This is a genomic window from Kineococcus arenarius subsp. arenarius, from assembly GCF_050871845.1.
Taxonomy (GTDB): Bacteria; Actinomycetota; Actinomycetes; order Actinomycetales; family Kineococcaceae; genus Kineococcus.
The window spans coordinates 35489-58347 of record NZ_JBJLSE010000002.1 but is presented as its reverse complement, the minus strand read 5'-3'; the positions used below and the strand labels follow the sequence as shown (position 1 = coordinate 58347).

Genomic DNA, 22859 nt, shown 5'->3' with positions numbered 1-22859 from the left:
CGCCCGCAGGTGGGCGACGGGATCCTCGTGGTCGACAAGCCGGCGGGCTGGACCAGCCACGACGTGGTGGGCCGCTGCCGGCGACTGCTGGGAACCCGCCGCGTCGGGCACGCCGGCACCCTGGACCCCGCCGCGACGGGGGTCCTGGTGCTGGGCGCCAACCGGGGCACGAAGTTCCTCACGCACCTGGTGGCCCACGACAAGGCGTACACCGCCACCGTGCGGCTGGGCCTGGCGACGACCACGGACGACGCGGAGGGCGAACCGCTGGGTGAGCCCTCGGACGCCACCGGCCTGGGCGCGGACGCGCTCGCCGCGGCGGTGGCGGCCCTGACCGGGGACCTGCGGCAGGTCCCCAGCTCCGTCAGCGCCATCAAGGTCGACGGCAAGCGCTCCTACGCCCGGGTGCGCGAGGGCGAGGCCGTGGAGCTGCCCGCGCGGCCCGTGACCGTGTCCCGCTTCGAGGTGCACGCCCGGCGTGCGGACGGGCCGTTCGTGGACCTCGACGTGGAGGTCGAGGTCTCCAGCGGCACCTACGTCCGGGCGCTGGCCCGCGACCTCGGCGCCGCGCTCGGCGTCGGCGGTCACCTCACGGCGCTGCGCCGCACCCGCTCCGGGCCCTTCACCCTCGCCGAGGCGCGTGCGCTGGCCGAGGTGGAGGCGGCTCCGGCCGTCACACCGCTGGCGGAGGTGGCCCGGCGGTTGTTCCCCGTGCGCGACCTCGACGACGGCGAGGCGGGGAAGGTCGCGCACGGCGGCTTCACGGCGCCCTCCGGCCACGACGGCCCGGTCGCCGCCTTCGCGCCGGACGGCACGCTGGTGGCGGTGCTCGGCGACACCGCCCGCGGGGCCAAACCGCTGCTGGTGCTGACCCCCGCGGGCTGACGGGGCTCACACCAGCGTGTAGCCGCCGTCGACGGCGATGGACTGCCCGGTGATGTAGCCGGAGGAGTGCGACGCGAGGAACGCGACCAGCCCGTCGAGGTCCTCCGGCTCGCCCATGCGCCCCAGCGGGGTCAGCTCCTCCCACCGCCGGCGCAGGTCCGGGTTCGCCTCGGTGAACTGCCGCGTCATGTCCGAGAGGAAGTAGCCCGGCGACACGGCGTTCACCCGCACGCCCGTCGCCGCCCACTCCACGGCCAGCGACGCCGTGAGGTGCGCGACCCCCGCCTTGGAGGCGTTGTACGCGGCCTGGTGCTGCGGCACGTTGACGATCGTCGCGGACATCGAGGCCACGTTGACGACCGCTCCCCGGCCGGCCGGCACGGCGCGGCGGCCGAACGCCTGGCAGGCCAGGAACGTCCCCGTCAGGTTCACGTCGAGGACCCGGCGCCACTGCTCCACGGGCTGCTCCAGCGCGTGGGCCCACACGGCGACGCCCGCGGCGTTCACCAGGACGCGGGGGGTGCCCAGCTCGGCCTCCACCCGCTGGAAGGCCGCCTCGAGCGAGTCGGGGTCGGTCACGTCGGTGACCGCCCCGAACGCCGCGACCCCGGTCTCCGCGTGCAGGCGCGCGCCCTCCTCCTCGACGGTGCCCAGCAGGTCGAGCAGCGCCACGGACATGCCCTGCCGGGCCAGCGCCGCGGCCATCGACCGGCCCAGCCCGCGGGCACCGCCGGTGACGACGGCGACGCCGCCGGCCAGGTCGGGGTGGACCGCTTCGCGCGCCGGGCCGCTCACCGGCTCAGCCCCTCCTTGGCGAACCGCAGCGCGTCGCCGGCCAGGGCCCGGTTGTCGGTCCAGAGGTTCCGCCAGATCGCCAGGGAGTTGGACAGGGTGGGGTGCACGACCTCGGAGGAGAACGACTCGAACGTCACGACGCCGTCGTACTCCACCTCGCGCAGGGCCGTGAAGAACTCCGCCCACGGGACCGTCCCGGTGCCCAGCGCCCCCCGGTGCGACTCGCCGATGTGCACGTACCCGAGCTTGCCGGCGGCGGCGGCGGTGTGGACCGCCTCGGAGAACGACCGCTCCTCGATGTTCACGTGGTAGGTGTCCAGGTGGACGACGACGTTGTCGCGGCCGACGGCGGCGATGTAGTCGAGGGTCTGCTGCACGGTGTTGACGACGTTGGTCTCGTACCGGTTGCAGAACTCGATGCCCAGGGTGATGCCGGAGGCGGCGGCCTCGTCGGCCAGCCAGGCGATCGTCTCCTGCGAGTTCGCCATGCCCCGCTCGGTGACCGGGCCCGCGTACTTGCCGAGCTTGGAGTAGATCACCCCGCACAGGACGCTGCCCCCGACGTCGCGCACGACGCGCAGCGCCTGCCCCAGCCGCTCGCGCCCGCGGGCCACGACCTCGGGGTCCTCGCTGGAGACGTCGGTCGACTCGTCCAGGCCCAGGGACCCGCTGGCCCGCAACCCGTGCTCGCCCAGCAGGCGCGCCGTCGAGGCGGTGTCGAAACCGCTGGGGTCGATGAGGGCGAGCTCGATGAGGTCGTAGCCGGTCTCGGCGGTCGCGGAGATCGCAGCGCGCGCCTCGGCCTCGCTCCAGCCTCCCGTCCACACGAGGGCGTGGACGCCGTGGGTGGTGCTCATGGTCTTCCTCCCGGGGGTGGGGACGGCGGGGGTTCAGGGGTGCGTGCCGCCGCGCAGGGCGCGGCTGCGGTCGGCGATGTCGGAGCGGGCGAAGAAGCCGGCGAGCGAGTCGGCGGGCAGCGGCCGCACCCCGCCGGCGGCCGCGGCGGCCAGCCGCACCAGGGCCCCCTTGACGGTCATCCGGGTGACGGCGTCGACGGCCTCGGCGGTGGGTGCGTTGACCACGATGCCGTGGTTGCCCAGCAGGACCAGGCGGGGCAGCTCCCCGTACCGGTCGGCGTGGCGGACGACCGCGGCCAGGTAGCTGCGGCCCAGGTCGATGCCCGGCTGGGCGTAGGGCACGAACAGCGGCCGGCCCAGCACGACGGCCTCGTCGGAGTAGGCGAAGGACTCCCAGGCGCGGGCGGCGTGCCGGCCGGCCAGCAGGCCCGTCACGGCGGTGGGGTGGGTGTGGCCGACGAACTGCACGGCCTCGACGGCGCGCGCGGCGACGTGGACGGGCGTCTCGATCGACGCCCGCCGGCGACGGCCGGCGTGCTCGCCGGCGTCGAGGGCGGCGCTGAGGTCCTCCTGCGTGGCGGCGGGGTCGCGCAGCAGCTCCAGCACCCGCCCGGGGTCGACGACGGCGAAGTCCTCCGCGGTGGCGCGGGCCATGCCGGACCCGGACGTCTTGACGACCACGCGGCCGTCGGGCAGCAGTTGCGAGGTGTTGCCCTCGGCGAGGATGACCAGGTCGCGGTCCGGCTCGCCGAGGAGGTGGGTGAGGGACAGCAGTTCCGCGCTGACCAGGGCGGGGTCCCAGCGGGTGGCCGTGCTCGGGGTGCTCATCGCGTCTCCGTGGTGGCGGGTCGTCCGGTCGGGTCCACCCGCCGCGGCTCGCGGGCGGCGACGGCCCGGTCGAGCCGGGCGGCGGCCTCGGCCCAGGCGTCGGCGCCGGGCGCGCCGGCAGCGGTGTCGTCGGGTTCCAGCACGCGTCCCTCGGTGCTGGCGGCGACGACGCGGCGCAGGTCGGTCAGGTCCCGCAGTTCGCCCAGGGCGACGAGCTGCACGCCGGCGTTGCCGAGCGCGGTGGCCTCGACGGGCCCGCAGCGCACGGGCAGCCCGGTGGCGGCGGCCGTGGCCCGGGCCAGCCCGAGGTGCTGCGAGCCCCCGCCGGTGACGTGGACCGCGGTGGGCGCGGTCCCCGTCGCGGCGGCCACCTCGCCCACCACGGTGCGGTAGGTCAGCGCCAGGGAGTCCACGACGCAGCGGGCGACGGCGCCGGGCGTCTCCGGCACCGGCTCGCCGTGGGCGGCGCACCAGGCCCGGATCCGCCCGGGCAGGTCGCCGGGTGCGACGAACTCCTCCGCGTCGGGGTCCACGAGGCTGCGCAGCGGGGGTTCGGCCGCCGCCAGCGAGGCCAGGGCCGGGTAGTCCAGCACGACGCCCTCGCGGGCCCACCACCGCCGGCACTCCTGCAGCAGCCACAGCCCCGCCACGTTGCGCAGCAGCAGGTCCCGGTCGCCGTGGCGGTCCCCGGCGCCGGCCTCGCGGCTGAGGGCGGGGGAGCGCCGCGGCCCGGTGCCCGGGAGGACCTCCGCCCCGATCAGCGACCAGGTGCCCGAGGAGCAGAACAGCGCGCCGGGGGCGGTCGACGGCGTGGCGGCGACCGCGCTGGCGGTGTCGTGCGCGGCCGGGACGACGATCCGCGCGTCCCGCAGCCCGGCGCGGGCCAGGTCGCCGGTCAGGGGACCGGTGTCGGTGCCCGCGTCCACGACCTCGGGCAGGACGCGTTCCGGCACGCCCAGGTCGGCGAGCAGGCCGGTGTCCCACCGCCGGGCGCCCGTGTCGTAGGCGCCGGTCGTCGACGCGAGCGTCCGCTCGGTCGCGCGCGTGCCGGACAGCCGGTGGTGCAGGAGGTCGGGGAGCATGAGGAGCAGGTCGGCGCGGCTGAGGCGGTCGCCCTCCACGGCGTCGGCGTGCAGGCCGAACACCGTGTTGATGGCCTCCACCCGGGTCCCGCTCGCGTCGGTCAGCCGCTGCCGGCCGACCGTCCGCACCGCGGAGTCCAGGCCCCGCTGCTGCCGGGGGTCGCGGTAGCAGGTGGGGCGGTCCACCAGCGTGCCGTCGGCGTGCAGCAGCGCGTAGTCCACGCCCCAGCCGTCGACCCCGACGGAGGCGACGTCGGTGCCGGCGGCGAGCTCGCCCAGGGCCAGCGCGGTCCGGTCGAAGAGGTGGTCCACGTCCCAGCGCAGCGCGCCGTCGAGGTGCCCGGGTGCGTGCGCGAACCGGTCGACGGTGCGCCAGTGCAGGCGGCGGCCGTCGAAGGACACCGCGACCACCCGTCCGCTCTCGGCGCCGAGGTCGACGGCGGCCACGGTGCGGGCGTTCACGCGTTCCGGGCCGGGGGTTTCCCGGCGTGCGTACCTGTCACTGCGCACCACGTCCTCGTGACGGTTCCGCCCGCTGCGCCGCGACCGGAGTGAGTTCGGTGCTGTGAAAGCTAGCGCCGAGTCACACCGGCGGCAAGGGTCGCCGCGTTACCCTCGTCGCCGCAGCGGCGGGTGCCGCGGGGGAGGAGGCGCAGGTGTCCCTGGCGGGTACCCCGGACGCCGAGGCGCGGCGCGCGCGGTTGCGCGAAACCCTGCTCAGCCAGGGCGTCGTCCTCCTGGCCGACGCGGCACGCCTCTTCGAGGTGCACCCCATGACGATCCGGCGGGACTTCGAGGTCCTGGAGAACTCGGGTCTGGCCCGCAGGGTGCGCGGGGGCATCGTGAGCGCCGGCGGGGAGGGTTTCGCGCAGCGCCGCAACCGGCAGGCGGCCGCGAAGCGGCGCATCGGCCGCAAGCTCCTCGAACTCGTCGAGCCGGGGTTCTCCGTGGGCCTGGACTCCTCGACGACCGTCCACGCGCTGGCCGAGGTGTTCCCCGCCGGGCGGGGGCTGTCCGTCGTCACCACCGGCCTGGAGGCCTTCGACACCCTGCGCGGGCGCGGTGGGGTGCGCTGCTACCTGACGGGTGGTGAGCACGAGGAGGAGAACTCCAGCCTGGTGGGCCCGCTCGCGGTGAACGCGCTGCGGGCGTTCCACCTGGACGTCTGCTTCCTGTCCGCGCTGGGCGTGCACCCCATCAGCGGCACCAGCGAGTCCACCCTGGAGCAGGCGGGCGTGAAGGAGGCGATGGCCTCGGTGTCGGCCCGGGTGGTGCTGGCCGTCGACTCCGGCAAGCTCGGTGCGCGCTCGCGGGTCAGGGCGCTGCCCCTGGAACGGGCGGACGTCCTCGTCACCGAGCTCGACCCCGCCGACGAACGGCTCGAGGAGTACCGCGACCGGGTCGGGGAACTGCGCTGAGAGGAACGCCCGGGCCGGATCGTTGACGCGGTTGCACCCCCGACTTAACATCCTTCACAGCGCCGACCCGCGCACCGCGAACGCCGACGGTCACCGACGACCACGGGGCGCGCGATCGGGGACGTCCCGCCGGGTGCTCGTGCGGGCCGTCCTCCCACCACCTGAGGAGAGTCGATGAGGAACCTCCGATTCCTGGCGGCCGCGGCCACCACGCTCGTTCTCGCCGCCGGCACGACCGGCTGCACGTCGCGCAACGACACGGCCGCGGAGGGCGAGGCGGCCTCCGACGGGCCCGTGCGCATCGCGTTCGTGCCCAAGCTCCAGGGTTCTCCGTACTTCGAGGCCATGGACGCCGGTGCCCAGCGCGCCGAGGAGGAGTTCGGCGACATCGAGTGGCTCTACCAGGGCCCGACCACCGCCGACGCCGCGCAGCAGGCCGACGTCGTCCGCTCGTTCATCCAGCAGCAGGTCGACGTCCTCGTCGTGGCGCCCAACGACCCCGACTCCATGGCTCCCGTGCTGCAGGAGGCGCAGGCCGCGGGGATCGACGTGGCGACGTCCGACACCGACGCGCCGAACTCGGTGCGCGAGGTGTTCGTCAACCAGGCCACCGCCGACGGCATCGCCAAGCAGGTCGTCGACTCCCTGGCCGCCGCCATGGGCGAGACGGGGGAGTTCGCCATCGTCTCGTGCGGGGAGACCGCGGAGAACCTGAACTCCTGGATCGCCGCGGAGGAGGAGTACGTCGCCGCGGAGTACCCGGGCATGACGCTCACCGAGGTCGGTTTCTCCGGCGAGGACCAGGCCGCGAACGCGCAGATGGCGACGGACTACATGAACGCGAACCCGAACCTCAAGGGCCTCATCGGCCAGTGCACCACCTCGGCCGTCGGCGTGGCGCAGGCCGTCCGCGACGCCGGGAGGATCGGGGAGGTCTTCACCGTGGGTGTCGGCACACCGCAGTCGATGAAGCCGTACCTGGAGGACGGGTCGTCCTCCGCGTCGATCCTCTGGGACGTGGAGAACTTCGGCTACCTCACGGCGTGGGCCGGCCGGCAGCTCGCCCTCGGTGAGGGGTTCCAGGCGACGAACGAGGTCAGCGACGAGCTGGGCGCGGTCGAGTACGTCGAGGCGGAGAAGATGCTCGTCCTGGGGCCCGCGCTGGAGATCACCCCCGACAACGTCGACGACTTCGACTACTGATCGGGGACCCGTCCGTGAGCTCCGCCCCCGCCGCCCCGCGGATCCGCGTCCGCGGGGCGGCCAAGCGCTTCGGTGCCGTCCACGCCCTGCGTGCCGCCGACCTCGACGTGCACGCCGGCCGCGTGCACGCCCTCGTCGGGGAGAACGGGGCCGGCAAGTCGACCCTGGTGAAGATCCTCGCCGGCGCGGAGACGGCCGACGCCGGCAGCGTCGAGTTCGACGGCCGCGGCGTGCAGCTGTCCTCCACCTCCGAGGCGCTGTCGCTCGGCATCAGCACCGTCTGGCAGGAACCGCAGCTGTTCGACGAGCTGACCGTGACGGAGAACATCTTCACCGGCCGGGAGCTGCGCAAGGGCCTCGTGGTCGACTGGCGGCGCCAGCGCGAGGAGGTCGGGCGGCTGCTGGACCTCATCGGCCTGCCCGGGCACCTGGCCACCGTGCCCGTCGCGGAGCTGTCGATCGCGCAGGCGCAGCAGGTCTCCATCGCCAAGGCGCTGGCGCAGGACGCCTCGGTCCTCGTGCTGGACGAGCCCAGCGCGATCCTCACCGACGCCGAGATCGAGGTGCTGTTCGGCGTCGTGCGCAGGCTCACGGCCCGGGGTGTCGCGGTCGTCTACATCTCCCACCGCCTCGACGAGCTGTTCCGCATCGCCGACGAGGTGACCGTCATGCGCGACGGGAAGACCGTGGGCACCTGGGGGATCGGTGACCTGACGGTGCGGCGCATCGCCGAGCTCATGGTCGGCGGGGTGATCGACGAGCACCTGCGCCGCGACGCCGTGCTCGACCCGGGGGCGCCGGTGGTCCTGGAGCTCGACGACCTGACCGGCCCGGGGTACTCCGGCGTGCGCCTGCGGGTGCGGGCCGGCGAGGTCGTCGCCCTCTACGGGCTGGTCGGTTCCGGTGCCGCCGCGATCGCGGCGTCGCTGTGGGGGATGGTGACGCCCGTGAGCGGCCGCGTGCTGCTGGAGGGCCGCCCGGTGCGGCCCCGCTCGCCGAAGGAGGGGCAGGCGGCGGGCATCGCGCTGCTGCCGGCGGACCGCAAGCGGGAGGGGATGTTCTCCTTCCAGTCCATCGCGTTCAACGTCTCCGCCGGCCACATCGGGATGCTCAGCCGGCGGGGCCTGTGGTTCGACCGCCGCCGGGAGCGGGAGGTCGCGCGCTCGATGGTGCAGCGGCTGGCCATCAAGACGCCCAGCGAGCGGCAGGCCATCGGGGCGATGTCGGGCGGGAACGCCCAGAAGGCCGTCCTGGCGCGGCAGCTGGTGCGCCGCCCGAAGCTGCTGGTCCTGGAGGAACCGACGCAAGGGGTCGACGTGGGGGCCAAGGAGGAGATCCACCGGCTCGTGGCGGAGGTCGCCGGCGACGGCACCGCGGTCCTCGTCGTGACCTCCGACCTGCCGGAGGCCCTGCGGGTGGCGGACCGGGTGGTGGTCGTGCGCGGCGGCGCCACGACCGCCGAGTTCGGCCGCGACGCGACCCAGGTGGACGTGCTCGCCGCGGCGGCCGGCGACGACGCGCCGGCGCGCGGGAGCCGGTCGTGAGCGCGGGCACGCTGCAGCCGGCCGGGCAGCGGGACCGTCAGCGCCTGCGCGTGCTGCCCGCCCCGGTCTCGGGCGCCGAACTGGTGCTGCTGGGCGTGGTGGCGCTGCTGTGGGTGCTGCTGGGGCTGACGACGCCGGCGTTCCTGAGCGCCGCCTCGCTGCAGCCGTTGCTCTCCAACGTCGCCCCGATCGCGCTCGTGGGCGTGGGGATGACGTTCGTCATCGTCTCCGGCGGCATCGACGTCTCCGTCGCGGGGATGCTCACCGTCAGCGCCGTCCTGGTGGCCAAGGCCATGACGGGCGCGGACGTGTCGCTGCCGGTCGCCCTGCTCATCGCCCTGGGTTCCGGCGGGCTCATGGGCCTGGTGAACGGCCTGCTCATCGCCGTCGGCCGCGTGCACCCCATCATCATCACGTTCGGCACCGCGAACGTGTTCCTGTGGGTGGGGTTGCGCGTCTTCGACGCGCAGGTCGTCAACGGCCTGCCGCCCACGCTGGCCGTGCTGGGCCGCGGCCCGGAGGGCCGCCTGCTGGGCGTCCCCGTGTCCTTCCTGCTGGCCCTCGCGGTCGCCGCGCTCGCCTGGTGGTACCTGCGCTACACCGCCGGCGGCCGCCACGTGTACGCGGTGGGCAACGACGCCGCCGCCGCCCGGCTGGCCGGCATCCCGGTGCGCCGGAGGGTCGTGAGCGCCTACCTGCTCACCGGGCTGCTCGCCGGGCTGGCGGCGTGCGTCCTCATCGCCAACGGCACCCAGACCCTCGCCCCCAACGTCGGGGCCGGCAAGGAGCTGGCGGTCATCGCCGCGGTGGTCATCGGCGGCACGTCCATCACGGGTGGGCGCGGCACCGTCCTGGGGACCGTCCTCGGGGCGGTGCTCGTGCAGACCGTCACCAGCGGGGTCACCCAGCTCGGGCTGCCGTCCCAGCTGGCCGAGCTGTTCGTCGGCGTCTTCATCGTCGTGGCGGTCGGCGCCGACCTGGTCCTGCAACGACTGCGGAGGTCCGCGTGAGCACGTCGACGTCGTCCGGTCCGCGCACCGCCGCGCCGGCGGCCCCGTCGCGGTGGTCGTCCCTGGGGCGCACGGTCCTCACCCAGCGGGTCGTGCTGCTCGCGGTCCTCGTCGTGGCCGTCGTCGCGGTGTTCACGGCGCTGGACCTCGCGGGGCGCACCAGCGGGCCGTACAACCCCGACTACCTCGCCGGTTCCCTCATCAACGTCGTGCCGACCGCGATGCTGGGCCTGGCGGAACTGCTCGTCATCGTCTCCGGCCGCGGCGGGATCGACCTGTCCGTGGGGGCGATGGTCTCCCTCGTGGGCATGGGGTTCGGGTTCTGCTACGGCCTGTGGGGCTGGCCGCTGTGGGCGGCGGTGCCGGCGGCGGTGCTCGGCGGGGCCGTCCTCGGCGCCGTCAACGGCCTGCTCGTGGCGCACCTGCGCTTCCCGGCGCTCATCGCGACCCTGGCGACCTACTACGCGTACAAGTCCATCGCCATCGTCGTCAACGACCAGCAGCCCATCAACTCCCCGCGCGTGCAGGACCTGTACGCCACGGCCCGGTCGGTGGAGCTGCCCCTGATCGGGGCCCAGCTGCCGCTGTTCCCGCTGGGCGTGGTGCTGTTCCTGCTGCCCACGGTGGTGCTCGTCTGGTACGTCGTGGACCGCTCCCCGTACGGGCGCCGGCTGTTCGCCATCGGGACCAACGACGTCGCCGCCACCTGGGCGGGCATCGGCGTGGCCGCCACCCGGTTCTGGGCCTACGCGGGGGCGGGGGCGATCTGCGGCCTCGTCGCGGTCGTCACCGTCGGGCAGTTCGCCTCCGCGCGCCCCGACGCCGGCACCTCGGGCAACGGCATGGCGCTGCCCGCCATCACCATCGCCGTCCTGGCGGGGGTCGCCATCACCGGCGGCATCGGCCGGGTGTCGGGGGTCGTCCTCGCGGCGGTGCTGGTGGCCTGGCTCAACGCGGGCGTTCTGCTGACGTTCCCCGGGAACTCCGGGACGCGGCTGCAGCTGCTCGCGCTGGGTCTGCTGCTGGTGCTCGCCGCGCTGTTCAACGGCTGGACCAACCGCCGCTACCGGGTCGTCGGATGACCCGCGGCTGCGACCACCATCGACCGAGGAGGAGCACGTGGCGGTTCTCGACGCCTTCGACCTGACGGGGCGCAAGGCCCTGGTGACCGGTGGGAACCGGGGGCTGGGCCTGGCCTTCGCCCGCGGCCTGGCGGAGGCGGGCGCCGCCGTCGTCATCGCCGCGCGCGACGCCGCCCTGAACGAGGCGTCGGCCGCGCGGCTGCGCTCGGAGGGGCACACCGTGCACGTCGTCACCGGCGACGTCGTCACCGACGCCGAGCGGATCGTCGCCGGGTCCGTCGAGGCGCTGGGCGGGCTCGACGTCCTGGTGAACAACGCCGGCATCGCGATCCACCGCCCCTCGTTCGAGGTGAGCGACGAGGAGTGGCGCACGGTCGTCGACCTGAACCTCACCTCGCTGTGGAAGACCTCCGTGGCCGCGGCCCGGCACATGAAGGACCACGGCGGCGGCAGCATCGTGAACATCGGGTCGATCTCGTCGATCATCGTGAACCGCCCGCAGTGGCAGGCGTCGTACAACGCCTCCAAGGCGGGGGTGCACCAGCTGACGAAGTCGCTGGCCGCCGAGTGGGCGCCGCACGGCATCCGGGTCAACGCCGTGGCACCCGGCTACGTCAAGACCGACATGGCGCCCGTCGACCGCCCCGAGTTCCGGGCTCGCTGGATCGAGGACTCCGTCCAGCAGCGCTACGCGCTGCCCGAGGAGATCGCACCCACGGTCGTCTACGTGGCCTCCGACGCCGCCTCGTTCATGACCGGGTCCGTCGTCGTCGTCGACGGCGGGTACACGGTCTACTGAGCCCACCGGCCGACCGGGCCGGACGCGCGAGGCCGCCCCCGGGGACCTTCCCGGGGACGGCCTCGTCGGTGGTGGGCCTCAGACGGCGGCGGGCTCGGCGATGGCCTCCTCGACGCGACGTCGCGAGTTGAACCGCGCCAGGTCCAGGATGCCCTCGCGCTTGGCGACGATCGTCGGGACCAGCGCCTGGCCGGTGACGTTCACCGCGGTGCGGCCCATGTCCAGGATCGGGTCGATCGCCAGCAGCAGGCCCACGCCGGCCAGCGGCAGGCCCAGCGTGGACAGGGTCAGCGTCAGCATGACGGTGGCCCCGGTCAGGCCCGCGGTCGCGGCGGAGCCCACGACGGACACGAACGCGATGAGCAGGTAGTCGGTGATCGACAGGTCCACGTCGAAGAACCCGGCCACGAAGATCGCCGACAGCGCCGGGTAGATCGCCGCGCAGCCGTCCATCTTCGTGGTGGCACCCAGCGGCACCGCGAAGGAGGCGTACGAGCGCGGGACGCCCAGCTCCTCCTCGGTGACCCGCTGCGTCACCGGCAGGGTGCCGATGGAGGAGCGGGAGACGAACGCCAGCTGGGTGGCGGGCCACACGCCGGCGAAGAAGCGGCGCACGCTCAGGCCGTGCGCGCGCAGCAGCACCGGGTAGAGCACGAACAGCACCAGGGCGAGGCCGACGTAGATGTCCACGACGAACACCGCGAGCGGGCTCAGCGCGTCCCAGCCGTAGCTGGCGACGGCCCGCCCGAGCAGGCCGACGGTGCCCAACGGGGCCAGGCGGATGACCCACCACAGCACGGTCTGCACGATCGCCAGGGCGGAGCGGGCCACGGTCAGCACCGGCTCCGCCTTCTCGCCGACCTTCAGGATCGCGACGCCGAGCGCGATGGAGATGACGAGCAGCTGCAGGACGTTGAAGGACAGCGAGACGCCGTCGTCGGAGGCGGACGCCTGCAGGCCGAACAGGTTGCCGGGGACGATGCCCTGCAGGAAGTCCAGCCAGGAGCCGGTGCTGCTCGGCTCCTCGGCGGCCGTGGCCGCCACGGAGGTGCGGTCACCGGGGTCGGTGGCGATGCCCAGCGCGATGCCGATGCCGACCGAGATCAGGGCGGTGATGGCGAACCACAGCAGCGTCTGCCACGCCAGCCGCGCGGCGTCGGTGACCTGGCGCAGGTTCGCGATGGAGGTGACCACGGCCAGCACGACGAGCGGCGGCACCAGGGTGCGCAGCAGCGTGACGAAGATCGAGCCGATGGTGGACAGGGTGGTCGTCAGCCAGTTCGGGTCCTCGGCTGTGCCGCCCATCGAGCGGGCGATCGCGCCGAGGACGACGCCGAGGACGAGGCCGATGAGCACCTGGACGCCGAAGGGCGTCCGCTTCAGGGTGCGGATCACGGAGGAGCTCCTGGGTAGGGGTGGGTGTCGCGGTGGCGGGGTGCTGCGCACTCCGCTAGACCGCGCTCGCCGTCCTGCCCAGGTCGATGTGACGGCGCTCGGTGAGGTTCCATCCCGTGTCCATGCCGCTGGGGAGAATGCCACGGTGGCCCGGTCTGTTCCCCACCGGGCCACCCGGGTGCAGCAACCGGGCCGCGGCACCCCTCGCGGGCGCGCTCAGGAGGCCGCGGCCGCGCCGCTCGTGGGGTTCAGCACGACCACGGCCTTCATGCTCAGCGGGTCGGAGTCGGCGTTGAGGGCGTCCTCGACCTGCTCCAGCGGGTACCGGGCGGTGACCATCTCGTCCAGGTGCACCGCGCCGGCGGTGAACAGCGCGATGCCGCGCGGCCAGGTGTCCACGTAGCGGAACACGCCGGTCACCGTGATCTCCCGGCTGGCGACGAGGCCGACGGGGATCGGCATCTCGTCCGGGCCCATGCCCACCAGCACCGCCGCACCACCGGGGCGCAGCGCGCGGATGCCGGAGAGCACCGCGGGGGTGGCCCCGGAGCAGTCCACGAAGGCGTCCGCCCCCAGGGCGGCGATCTCGTCGGCGTCGTCGACGGGGTGCAGGGCGCGGGTGGCGCCGAAGGAGGTGATGCGCTCGCGGCGGGAGTCGACGAAGTCGGTGACGACGACGTCGGCCGCGCCGCGCGCCCGCACGGCCTGGGCCACCATCGCCCCGATGGGCCCGGCCCCCGCGACCAGCACCCGGTCGCCGGGGGTGACCTGCGCCTTGTGCGCGGCCCACAGCCCCACCGAGAACGGCTCCAGCAGCGCGGCGGCGTCGTCGGACATCGCGTCCGGCACGGGGTACGCCATGTCCGCGGGTGCGGTGACGTAGTCGCAGAACGTCCCGTCGACCGGCGGGGTGGCGTAGAACTCCATGTGCGGGCACAGGTTCATCCGCCCCGACCTGCACGCCCGGCAGTGCCCGCAGGGGCGTTGCGGGTCGATCGCGACGCGCTCGCCGACGCGCGCCTCGGAGACCCCGCGGCCCACCGCGACGACCCGGCCGGAGACCTCGTGACCGAGCACGAGGGGCTCCTCGACGACGAAGTCGCCGATGCGGCCGTGCTTGTAGTAGTGCACGTCCGAGCCGCACACCCCGACCGAGGCGACGCGCACCAGCACCTCGCCGTCGCCCGGGACGGGCACCGGCCGCTCCTGCAGCTCGATGACGCCCTGCTCCACCAGCACGCTCGCGCGCATGGTCTCCGCCACCGCGGGTCCCCCTCCGTCGGAGTGCCCGGCGGGACCGCCCCGCCGCGCCGGCGGACAGCCTGCCACGCCGCCCCGGCCCGCGGGACCGGGGCGGCGCGGGCGGCCTCAGCCCCGCTGCTGCAGGTAGTACCGGATGAGCGAGGCGGTCGAGGGGTCCTGGGACTCCAGGGCCGCGGTGTCCCCGGTCAGCGCGGGTGCGATCTCCAGGGCCAGCTTCTTGCCGAGCTCCACGCCCCACTGGTCGAAGCTGTCGATGCCCCACACCGCGCCCTCGACGAACGTGACGTGCTCGTACAGGGCGATGAGCTGGCCGAGCACCGACGGGGTCAGCGCCGGCGCCATGATCGAGGTGGTGGGCCGGTTGCCGGAGAAGGTGCGGGCGGCGACGACGTCCTCGGCGGTGCCCTCGGCGCGCACCTCCTCGGCGGTCTTGCCGAACGCCAGCGCCTTGGTCTGGGCGAAGAAGTTCGCCATGAACAGGGCGTGCACGTCGGCGTCGCCCCCGTCGCGGTCCACGAGCGGGTGCGCCGGGTTCGCGAACGCGATGAAGTCGCTCGGGACCACCCGGGTGCCCTGGTGGATGAGCTGGTAGAAGGCGTGCTGGCCGTTGGTGCCCGGCTCGCCCCAGAAGACCTCGCCGGTGGCGGTGGTGACCGCGGAGCCGTCGTAGCGCACCGACTTGCCGTTGGACTCCATGGTCAACTGCTGCAGGTACGCCGGGAACCGGTGCAGGTGCTGCGAGTACGGCAGCACCGCGTGGGTGTGGGCGTCGCAGTGGTTGACGTAGTAGACGTTCAGCAGCCCCATGAGCAGCGGCACGTTCGCGGCCGGCTCGGCCGTGCGGAAGTGCTCGTCGACGGCGTGGAAACCGGCGAGGAACTCGCGGAACCGCTCCGGCCCGACCGCCACGGCCAGCGACGTGCCGATCGCGGAGCCTACCGAGTACCGGCCGCCGACCCAGTCCCAGAACCCGAACGCGTTGGCGGGGTCGATGCCGAAGGCCTCGACCTTGTCCAGCGCGGTGGACACGGCCACGAAGTGCTTGGCGACCGCGCCGCGGCGGGCCTCGTCGTCGTCGGCCAGGGCGCCGGCGGCCGCCAGCCGCTCCCACAGCCAGGTGCGGGCCAGGCGGGCGTTCGTCAGCGTCTCCAGGGTGCCGAAGGTCTTGGAGGCGACGATGAACAGCGTCGTCTCCGGGTCCAGGTCCGCCGTCGTCTCGGCGACGTCGGTCGGGTCGATGTTGGAGACGAAGCGGCACTGCAGGCCCGCCTGCACGTACGGCTTCAGGGCCTCGTACGCCATGACGGGGCCCAGGTCGGAGCCGCCGATGCCGATGTTGACGACCGTGGTGATCCGCTTGCCCGTCACGCCCGTCCAGGCGCCCGAGCGCACCGACTCCGCGAACGCGGAGACCTTCTCCAGCTCGCGCTGGACGTCGGCGTCCACGTCCTGGCCGTCCACGACCAGCGCCGGCTGCGCGCCCGCCGGCCGGCGCAGCGCGGTGTGCAGCACGGCCCGGTCCTCGGTGACGTTGATGTGCTCCCCGGCGAACATGGCGTCGCGGCGGGCCGGCACGCCGGTCTGCTCGGCCAGCTGCAGCAGCAGCTCCACCGTCTCGTCGGTGACGAGGTTCTTCGACAGGTCCACCCGCAGGTCCGCCACCTCCAGCGTCAGCCGCTCGGCGCGCTGCGGGTCCTGCGCGAACCACCCGCGCAGGTCCGGGGTGGTGGCGGCGCGGTGCGCGGCCAGGGCCGCCCACGCGCTCGTCGTGGTGGGGTCGACAGGTCCTGCGTTCACGCGTCCGCCTCCAGCGCTCTCGGCCCGGCGTCCCCGGACCGTGGTGTCGTGGTGTCGTGGGTCTTTGCCGCACGAGACGTTATCGCCGCACCCGCCGACCGCGACCTCGGCGGGCGGCTGGCACAGTGTGCGGGTGCAGCGGTGGGACGGACTGGCAGACGTGGACCCCGGTTTCGGCCCGTCGGTGGTCACCATCGGCAACTTCGACGGGGTGCACCGCGGGCACGTCGCCGTGCTGGAGCGGGTGGTGCGCGCGGCCCGCCGGCGCGGCGTCGCCGCCGTGGCGGTCACCTTCGACCCGCACCCGCTGCACGTGCTCGTGCCCGAGCGGGCCCCGGGCCTGCTCACCGGCCTGGACCACCGCCTGGAGCTGATGGCCGCCTGCGGCCTGGACGCGGTGCTCGTGCTGCCCTTCACGCGGGAGCTGGCCGGTTGGAGCCCCGGGCGCTTCGTCGCGGACGTGTTCGTGCGGGCGCTGGGAGCGGTCGAGGTCGTCGTCGGCCACGACGTGCGCTTCGGGCGCGGCAACAGCGGCGACCTGACCTCGCTGCGCGAGCTGGGGGAGCGGCACGGCTTCGCGGTGACCGCCCTGGACGACCTGGGCGACGACGGCGCGCCGCCGCGCTGGTCGTCGACGGCGGTGCGCGAGGCCCTGGCCGCCGGGGACGTCGAGCGCGCGGCGGCCGTGCTGGGGCACCCGCACCGGGTCAGCGCCACCGTCGTGCACGGCGACCACCGCGGCCGCGAGCTGGGCTACCCCACCGCCAACCTCTGCGCCGAGGACGTCGAGGGCCTGGTGCCCGCGGACGGCGTGTACGCCGGGTGGCTGCACCGCCCCTCCGGCGAGCGCCTGCCCGCGGCGGTGTCGGTGGGCACCAACCCCACGTTCGACGGCGTCGAGCGGCGCGTGGAGGCGCACTGCGTGGACAGCACCGGCCTGGACCTGTACGGCGAGCGTGTCGCCGTGGACTTCCTGCACCACCTGCGCTCGACGCGCCGCTTCGACGGCGCCGAGGCCCTCGTGGAGCAGATGGCCCGCGACGTGCAGCGCTGCCGGGAGCTGCTCGGGCTCGTCTGAGCTGCTCCGCGTCGCCTCGGGGCCGTCGTGGTCGGGGCGCCCCCGTGGTCCAGGTGGGGGCCGGTGGCGGGTGCTGCGGCCGGCTCTCCGCCCGCGGCCGGGTGCACCGGCTCGCCCGGGTGCGCGGGGCGGGCTCCGGACGCCGGCCTCCGCACCCGCCACCGGCCGTGCGGCTCCTACCGTGGGCGGGGGGTGCCGGACCACCGACCGAGGTGGGGCAGGAGTTCCCCGCCACCCGGGGCGTGAGCCGAGCACGGGCCTCGCGGAGCCCTGCGCACCGGCTGGTAGCCTGAACGAGCCGTTCGACCGGCCGCGGACCCAGAGAGCCCGGGTGGATCAGCCCCGGAGCACCGCGCAACGAGACTCAGGAGAGCACCGTGCCCCTCGATGCCGAGACCAAGAAGAAGATCATGGCCGAGTACGCCACGAGCGAGGGCGACACCGGCTCGCCGGAGGTCCAGGTGGCGATGCTCACCCAGCGCATCCGCGACCTGACCGAGCACCTCAAGACGCACCAGCACGACCACCACAGCCGCCGCGGGCTGCTGCTGCTGGTCGGCCAGCGTCGCCGCCTGCTGCAGTACATGGCGAAGAAGGACATCAACCGCTACCGCTCGATCATCGAGCGGGTCGGCATCCGCCGCTGAGGCGGGGCGGGGGCGGTCCCACCGGGACCGCCCCCGCTGCTCGTCGCGCGCCCGGCCGTGGGCGGGTCCCGCAGCCGTTGCCGCGCGCGACCGCCCGACCCCGGGCAGACTCGGGGTGCTGACCCCAGCACCCCGTCAGCCGCACCGCGCAGCGTCGTGCCGGTCCTCGGTAGTGGCCTCCGGGCGCACAGCGCCCGTGGGCCTCGATCGAAGGCCGGACCGGCGGGGGGACGCCCCCCGCCGGGCACGCGCCGGTGCGGGCACCGCACCGATCACAGAGGAGGAACCCGTGGAGGGTCCCGAGATCACCGCCGCCGAAGCCGTCATCGACAACGGCTCGTTCGGCACCCGCACCGTCCGCTTCGAGACCGGCCGCCTGGCCAAGCAGGCCGCCGGCTCCGCCGCCGTCTACCTGGACGGCGAGTCCTTCCTGCTGAGCGCCACCAGCGCCGGCAAGTCCCCGAAGGACCAGTTCGACTTCTTCCCGCTGACGGTGGACGTCGAGGAGCGCAGCTACGCCGCCGGGAAGATCCCCGGCTCGTTCTTCCGCCGCGAGGGCCGCCCCTCGACCGAGGCCATCCTGACCTGCCGCCTCATCGACCGCCCGCTGCGCCCCAGCTTCGTCAAGGGCCTGCGCAACGAGGTCCAGGTCGTCGTGACCGTCATGGCGCTGCACCCCGACGACGCCTACGACGTCGTGGCCATCAACGCCGCGTCGCTGTCCACCCAGCTCGCGGGCCTGCCGTTCTCCGGCCCCGTCGGCGGTGTGCGCATCGCGCTGATCGACGGCCAGTGGGTCGCCTTCCCGCGCTACTCCGAGGTCGAGCGCGCCGTCTTCGACATGGTCGTCGCCGGCCGCGTCGTCACCGCCGCGGACGGCACCGAGGACGTCGCGATCATGATGGTCGAGGCCGAGGCGACCGAGAACTCCTGGACGCTCGTCAAGGAGCAGGGCGCCGCCGCCCCGACCGAGGAGGTCGTGGCGCAGGGCCTGGAGGCCGCCAAGCCGCACATCGCCGCGCTCGTCAGGGCGCAGGCCGAGGTCGCGGCGAAGGCCGCCAAGCCCACGGCGGAGTTCCCGCTGTTCCTGGACTACCAGGACGACGTGTACGCCGCCGTGGAGCAGGCCGTCTCCGGCGACCTCGCCCAGGCCCTGGCCATCGCCGGCAAGCAGGAGCGCGAGGCCCGCGTCGACGAGGTCAAGGCGCAGGTGCGCGAGTCGCTCGCCGAGCAGTTCGCGGGCCGCGAGAAGGAGATCTCCGCGGCCTACCGCGCGGTGCAGAAGAAGCTCATCCGCCAGCGCATCCTCACCGAGTCCGTCCGCATCGACGGGCGCGGCCTGGCCGACATCCGGACGCTGTCCGCCGAGGTCGAGGTGCTGCCCCGCGTGCACGGCTCGGCGCTGTTCGAGCGCGGCGAGACGCAGATCCTGGGCGTCACCACGCTGAACATGCTGCGCATGGAGCAGCAGCTGGACACGCTGTCGCCGGTGACGCGCAAGCGCTACATGCACAACTACAACTTCCCGCCCTACTCCACCGGTGAGACCGGCCGGGTGGGTTCGCCCAAGCGCCGCGAGATCGGTCACGGCGCCCTGGCCGAGCGCGCGCTGGTGCCGGTGCTGCCGGCCCGCGAGGAGTTCCCGTACGCGATCCGCCAGGTCTCCGAGGCGCTGAGCTCCAACGGGTCCACCTCGATGGGCTCGGTGTGCGCCTCGACCCTGTCGCTGCTGAACGCGGGTGTGCCGCTGCGCGCGCCCGTCGCGGGCATCGCGATGGGCCTGGTCTCCGACACCGTGGACGGCGAGACCCGCTACGCGGCCCTGACCGACATCCTCGGCGCGGAGGACGCCTTCGGCGACATGGACTTCAAGGTCGCCGGCACCAAGGAGTTCGTGACCGCCATCCAGCTGGACACCAAGCTGGACGGCATCCCCGCCTCGGTGCTCGCCGGCGCGCTGACCCAGGCCCGCGACGCCCGCCTGCACATCCTGGACGTCATGGCCGAGGCCATCGACGCCCCCGACGAGATGTCGCCCACCGCGCCGCGCATCATCACGGTGAAGGTGCCCGTCGACAAGATCGGCGAGGTCATCGGGCCCAAGGGCAAGATGATCAACCAGATCCAGGAGGACACCGGCGCCGACATCTCCATCGAGGACGACGGCACCGTGTTCATCGGCGCGGTCGACGGCCCCTCGGCGGAGGCGGCCCGCGCGGCGGTCAACGCGATCGCCAACCCGACGATGCCCGAGGTCGGCGAGCGCTACCTCGGCACCGTCGTGAAGACGACCACCTTCGGGGCGTTCGTCTCGCTGCTGCCCGGCAAGGACGGCCTGCTGCACATCTCGCAGCTGCGCAAGCTCTCCGGTGGCAAGCGCGTCGACAACGTCGAGGACGTCGTCGCGGTCGGCCAGAAGGTCCAGGTCGAGATCGCGGAGATCGACCCGCGCGGCAAGCTCTCCCTGGTCCCGGTCGTGGCCGAGGAGGACGCGGCGGCCGCCGAGGGCGCCGCGACCACCGACGACGCCGCGACGGCCGACGCCTGACCGTGCCGGCCCACCACGACGCCCCCGGCCCCGTCGCCCTCCCCACGGAGGCGGCGGGGCCGGGCCCCGTCACGACGACCCTGTCCGACGCGGACGGCGCGCTCGTGCGGCGCACCGTCCTGCCGTGCGGTGCGCGGGTGCTGACCGAGGCGATGCCCGGCCAGCGCTCGGCGAGCATCGGCTGCTGGGTGGGTGTCGGGTCCCGCGACGAGACCAGCGGGCACTACGGCTCCACCCACTTCCTGGAGCACCTGCTCTTCAAGGGCACCGAGCGCCGCGACGCGATGGACATCGCCACCGCCTTCGACGCCGTCGGCGGCGAGGCCAACGCCGCCACCGGCAAGGAGCACACGACCTACTACGCGCGGGTGCTCGACACCGACCTGCCGATGGCGATCGACGTGGTGACCGACATGGTCACCTCCGCGGTGCTCGACGACGACGACTTCAGCTCCGAGCGCGAGGTCATCCTCGAAGAGCTGGCGATGAACGAGGACGACCCGGGCGACCTGGCCCACGAGAAGTTCGCCGAGCTGGTGCTGGGCGACCACCCGCTGGCCCGGCCCATCGGCGGCACCCCCGAGACGATCCGCGCGGTGGGCCGCGACGACGTCTGGGCCCACTACCGCGAGCACTACCGCCCCTCGACGCTCGTGTTCACCGCCGCCGGCGGCCTGGACCACGAGGAGGTCGTGGAGGCGGTGCAGCGCGAGCTGTCCCGCGCCGCGGGCGACCTGCACGACGCAGCCCCGGCGCCGCGCCGCGTCTCCAGCGGCGTGTCGGGCGGGCTGCCGCAGGGCCGTGCCCTCGTCGTCGAGCGCGCCACCGAGCAGGCGCACGTCCTGCTGGGCACCACCGGCATCACGGCGACCGACGAGCGGCGCTTCACGCTGAGCGTCCTCAACGCCGTCCTGGGCGGCGGCATGAGCAGCCGGCTGTTCCAGGAGGTGCGTGAGAAGCGCGGTCTGGCGTACTCGGTGTACTCGTTCAACGCGAACTACGCCGACTCCGGCTACGTGGGCCTGTACGCCGGGTGCTCCCCGGCCAAGGCCGCTCAGGTCGCCGAGCTGATGCTGGCCGAGCTGGCCGAGCTGGCCGACTCGCCGCTGGAGGCCGAGGAGCTGGAGCGCGGCATCGGCCAGCTCGCCGGCGGCATGGTGCTGGGCCTGGAGGACTCCGGCTCGCGCATGAACCGCCTGGGCAAGTCCGAGCTGGTGCACGGGCAGTTCCTGGACGTGGACGGCGTCCTGGCCCGGTTGCGCGCCGTCACCGCCGAGGACGTGCGCTCCATGGCCGCGGACCTGCTCTCGCGGCCGCGCTCGGTGACCGTGGTCGGCCCCTTCGCGGACGACACCGCGTTCCGCGCGGTGGTGCGGTGAGCACGCCCGGCGCCCCGCTGCGCGTGGCGGTGACCGGGGCGCGCGGGCGCATGGGCTCGCAGGCCGTCGCCGCCGTGGAGGCGGCGCCCGACCTGCACCTGGTGGCGGCCCTGGGTCGCGGCGACGACCTCGCCGCGGCCGCCGGCGCCGACGTGCTCGTGGACCTCACGGTCCCGGGCTCGGTGATGGGCAACGTGCAGTGGGCGCTGGAGCACGGGCTGCACGTGGTCACCGGCACCACCGGGTGGACCGACGAGCGCGTCGCGCAGGTCGAGGCGTGGCAGGGCGCCGCGGGGCGCAACGTGCTCATCGCCACCAACTTCGGCCTGGGCGCGGTGCTCGTCATGCAGTTCGCGAAGCAGGCCGCCCGCTTCTTCGAGTCCGTCGAGGTCGTCGAGCTGCACCACCCCGGCAAGGTCGACGCCCCGTCCGGTTCGGCGATCCGCACGGCGCAGCTGATCGCCGCCGCCCGCGCCGAGGCCGGGCTGGGCCCCTCCCCGGACGCCACCGAGCAGTCGCTGCCCGGTGCCCGGGGCGCCGTCGTGGACGGGGTGCACGTGCACGCGGTGCGGATGCGCGGCATGACCGCGCACCAGGAGGTCGTGCTCGGCGGGCCGGGGGAGACCCTGACCCTGCGCGACGACACGTACGACCGGGCCGCCTACATGCCCGGCCTGCTGCTGGGCGTGCGGCAGGTCGCCTCCCGCCCGGGCGTCACCGTGGGGCTCGAGCACTACCTCGACCTCGGCTGAGGGGGCGGCGTTGCGCACCAAGGTCGTCGTGGCGGTGTCGTGCGCGGCGCTGCTGTTCTACTTCGTGCTGCTGGGGCGGCTCGGGATCGAGCTCATCGGCACCGGGAACTGGGCCGGCGTGCTCCTCGGCGCCGCCGTCCTGGTCCTGCCGCTGGTGGCCGCGTGGGCGGTGGTGCGCGAGCTGCTGTTCGGGCGCGCCACCGAGCGGCTGGGCCGCGAGCTCGCCGAGCGCGGTGAACTGCCCGCCGACGACCTGGAGCGCACCGCGACCGGTCGTGTCGACCGCGCCGCGGGCCAGGCGATGTTCGAGCGGTACCGCGCCGAGGTGGAGGCCGACCCGGGCGACCCGGGCGCCTGGTACCGCCTGGCCCTGGCCTACGACGCGGCGGGCGACCGCCGCCGGGGTCGCGCCGCCGCCCGCCACGCGGTGAAGCTGCGCGCGCAGCGCTCCTGACGCCCGGGGCGCCGCGGTGGCGGGGGGACCCCTCCCGCCACCG

The 22859-nt window shown here is 74.3% G+C and carries 20 protein-coding genes; 13 read left to right on the top strand and 7 right to left on the bottom strand.

Annotation, left to right across the window (positions count from 1 at the left end; translation table 11 throughout):
* The first annotated feature begins 27 nt into the window (after positions 1-27).
* Positions 28-885: a tRNA pseudouridine(55) synthase TruB gene (gene truB / locus ACRYM0_RS01115; protein ID WP_432501283.1), complete on the top strand. Its 858-nt coding sequence runs from the start codon at positions 28-30 to the stop codon at positions 883-885.
* Positions 886-891: 6 nt separating this feature from the next.
* Here the strand turns inward: truB and ACRYM0_RS01110 are convergent, their stop codons facing one another.
* From ACRYM0_RS01110 to ACRYM0_RS01095, 4 genes are read right to left on the bottom strand one after another with little or no spacing between them, the layout of a single operon-like run.
* Positions 892-1680, bottom strand: a complete 789-nt coding sequence (locus tag ACRYM0_RS01110; protein WP_432501281.1) for an SDR family oxidoreductase — start codon at positions 1678-1680, stop codon at positions 892-894.
* Entirely contained in the window at positions 1677-2537 is an 861-nt protein-coding gene (locus ACRYM0_RS01105) for a sugar phosphate isomerase/epimerase family protein (protein WP_432501280.1), read from the bottom strand. The genes ACRYM0_RS01110 and ACRYM0_RS01105 overlap by 4 nt, the downstream gene beginning before the upstream one ends.
* Before the next feature lie 33 nt (positions 2538-2570).
* A complete protein-coding gene (locus ACRYM0_RS01100; protein ID WP_432501278.1) occupies positions 2571-3365 on the bottom strand; it encodes a class II aldolase/adducin family protein in 795 nt (264 codons plus the stop codon).
* Entirely contained in the window at positions 3362-4909 is a 1548-nt protein-coding gene (locus tag ACRYM0_RS01095) for a rhamnulokinase (RefSeq protein WP_432501276.1), read from the bottom strand. The genes ACRYM0_RS01100 and ACRYM0_RS01095 overlap by 4 nt, the downstream gene beginning before the upstream one ends.
* Before the next feature lie 194 nt (positions 4910-5103).
* Between ACRYM0_RS01095 and ACRYM0_RS01090 the strand changes: the two genes are divergently transcribed.
* The 6 genes from ACRYM0_RS01090 (at position 5104) to ACRYM0_RS01065 (ending at position 11503) form a co-directional block, all read left to right on the top strand.
* Positions 5104-5865 (top strand): DeoR/GlpR family DNA-binding transcription regulator, encoded by a 762-nt coding sequence (locus tag ACRYM0_RS01090; RefSeq protein WP_432501274.1) that lies wholly within the window; start codon positions 5104-5106, stop codon positions 5863-5865.
* A gap of 174 nt (positions 5866-6039) precedes the next feature.
* Entirely contained in the window at positions 6040-7068 is a 1029-nt protein-coding gene (locus ACRYM0_RS01085) for an autoinducer 2 ABC transporter substrate-binding protein (RefSeq protein WP_432501271.1), read from the top strand.
* Between the two features lie 14 nt (positions 7069-7082).
* Positions 7083-8612 carry a sugar ABC transporter ATP-binding protein gene (locus ACRYM0_RS01080; protein ID WP_432501269.1) on the top strand — a complete coding sequence of 510 codons (1530 nt, stop codon included), beginning with the start codon at positions 7083-7085 and terminating at the stop codon, positions 8610-8612.
* A complete protein-coding gene (locus ACRYM0_RS01075) occupies positions 8609-9622 on the top strand; it encodes an ABC transporter permease (RefSeq protein WP_432501267.1) in 1014 nt (337 codons plus the stop codon). Before ACRYM0_RS01080 ends, ACRYM0_RS01075 begins: the two co-directional genes overlap by 4 nt.
* Positions 9619-10704: an ABC transporter permease gene (locus ACRYM0_RS01070; protein ID WP_432501265.1), complete on the top strand. Its 1086-nt coding sequence runs from the start codon at positions 9619-9621 to the stop codon at positions 10702-10704. Before ACRYM0_RS01075 ends, ACRYM0_RS01070 begins: the two co-directional genes overlap by 4 nt.
* 37 nt (positions 10705-10741) lie before the next feature.
* Positions 10742-11503 carry an SDR family NAD(P)-dependent oxidoreductase gene (locus tag ACRYM0_RS01065; RefSeq protein ID WP_432501263.1) on the top strand — a complete coding sequence of 254 codons (762 nt, stop codon included), beginning with the start codon at positions 10742-10744 and terminating at the stop codon, positions 11501-11503.
* Between the two features lie 78 nt (positions 11504-11581).
* Here ACRYM0_RS01065 and ACRYM0_RS01060 read toward each other — a convergent pair whose 3' ends face one another.
* The 3 genes from ACRYM0_RS01060 to pgi form a co-directional block, all read right to left on the bottom strand.
* A complete protein-coding gene (locus ACRYM0_RS01060) occupies positions 11582-12898 on the bottom strand; it encodes a dicarboxylate/amino acid:cation symporter (RefSeq protein ID WP_432501260.1) in 1317 nt (438 codons plus the stop codon).
* Positions 12899-13114: 216 nt separating this feature from the next.
* Positions 13115-14149: an NAD(P)-dependent alcohol dehydrogenase gene (locus ACRYM0_RS01055; protein WP_432501462.1), complete on the bottom strand. Its 1035-nt coding sequence runs from the start codon at positions 14147-14149 to the stop codon at positions 13115-13117.
* Positions 14150-14266: 117 nt separating this feature from the next.
* Positions 14267-15958: a glucose-6-phosphate isomerase gene (gene pgi / locus ACRYM0_RS01050; RefSeq protein ID WP_432501258.1), complete on the bottom strand. Its 1692-nt coding sequence runs from the start codon at positions 15956-15958 to the stop codon at positions 14267-14269.
* 133 nt (positions 15959-16091) lie between these two features.
* On the opposite strand from pgi, the gene ACRYM0_RS01045 reads away from it, so the two are divergent.
* From ACRYM0_RS01045 to ACRYM0_RS01020, 6 genes are all read left to right on the top strand, one after another.
* Entirely contained in the window at positions 16092-17036 is a 945-nt protein-coding gene (locus ACRYM0_RS01045) for a bifunctional riboflavin kinase/FAD synthetase (protein ID WP_432501256.1), read from the top strand.
* Between the two features lie 377 nt (positions 17037-17413).
* A complete protein-coding gene (gene rpsO, locus ACRYM0_RS01040; protein ID WP_337060991.1) occupies positions 17414-17683 on the top strand; it encodes a 30S ribosomal protein S15 in 270 nt (89 codons plus the stop codon).
* Positions 17684-17972: 289 nt separating this feature from the next.
* The gene (locus ACRYM0_RS01035; protein WP_432501254.1) at positions 17973-20231 is read left to right on the top strand and encodes a polyribonucleotide nucleotidyltransferase; all 2259 of its coding nucleotides are present in this window, start codon (positions 17973-17975) and stop codon (positions 20229-20231) included.
* 2 nt (positions 20232-20233) lie between these two features.
* Positions 20234-21610 (top strand): M16 family metallopeptidase, encoded by a 1377-nt coding sequence (locus ACRYM0_RS01030; RefSeq protein WP_432501252.1) that lies wholly within the window; start codon positions 20234-20236, stop codon positions 21608-21610.
* Complete coding sequence (gene dapB, locus ACRYM0_RS01025; protein ID WP_432501251.1) at positions 21607-22362, top strand: 4-hydroxy-tetrahydrodipicolinate reductase; 756 nt, start codon at positions 21607-21609, stop codon at positions 22360-22362. The genes ACRYM0_RS01030 and dapB overlap by 4 nt, the downstream gene beginning before the upstream one ends.
* Positions 22363-22372: 10 nt before the next feature.
* On the top strand, positions 22373-22816 hold the full coding sequence (locus ACRYM0_RS01020) for a hypothetical protein (protein WP_432501248.1): 444 nt from the start codon (positions 22373-22375) through the stop codon (positions 22814-22816).
* Positions 22817-22859 lie beyond the last annotated feature (43 nt).

Excerpts from the sequence above, each read along its gene's own strand:
- ACRYM0_RS01105 (WP_432501280.1), bottom strand. The coding sequence starts at position 2,537 with ATGAGCACCACCCACGGCGTCCACGCCCTCGTGTGGACGGGAGGCTGG.
- ACRYM0_RS01100 (WP_432501278.1), bottom strand. The coding sequence starts at position 3,365 with ATGAGCACCCCGAGCACGGCCACCCGCTGGGACCCCGCCCTGGTCAGC.
- ACRYM0_RS01085 (WP_432501271.1), top strand. The coding sequence starts at position 6,040 with ATGAGGAACCTCCGATTCCTGGCGGCCGCGGCCACCACGCTCGTTCTC.
- ACRYM0_RS01055 (WP_432501462.1), bottom strand. The coding sequence starts at position 14,149 with ATGCGCGCGAGCGTGCTGGTGGAGCAGGGCGTCATCGAGCTGCAGGAG.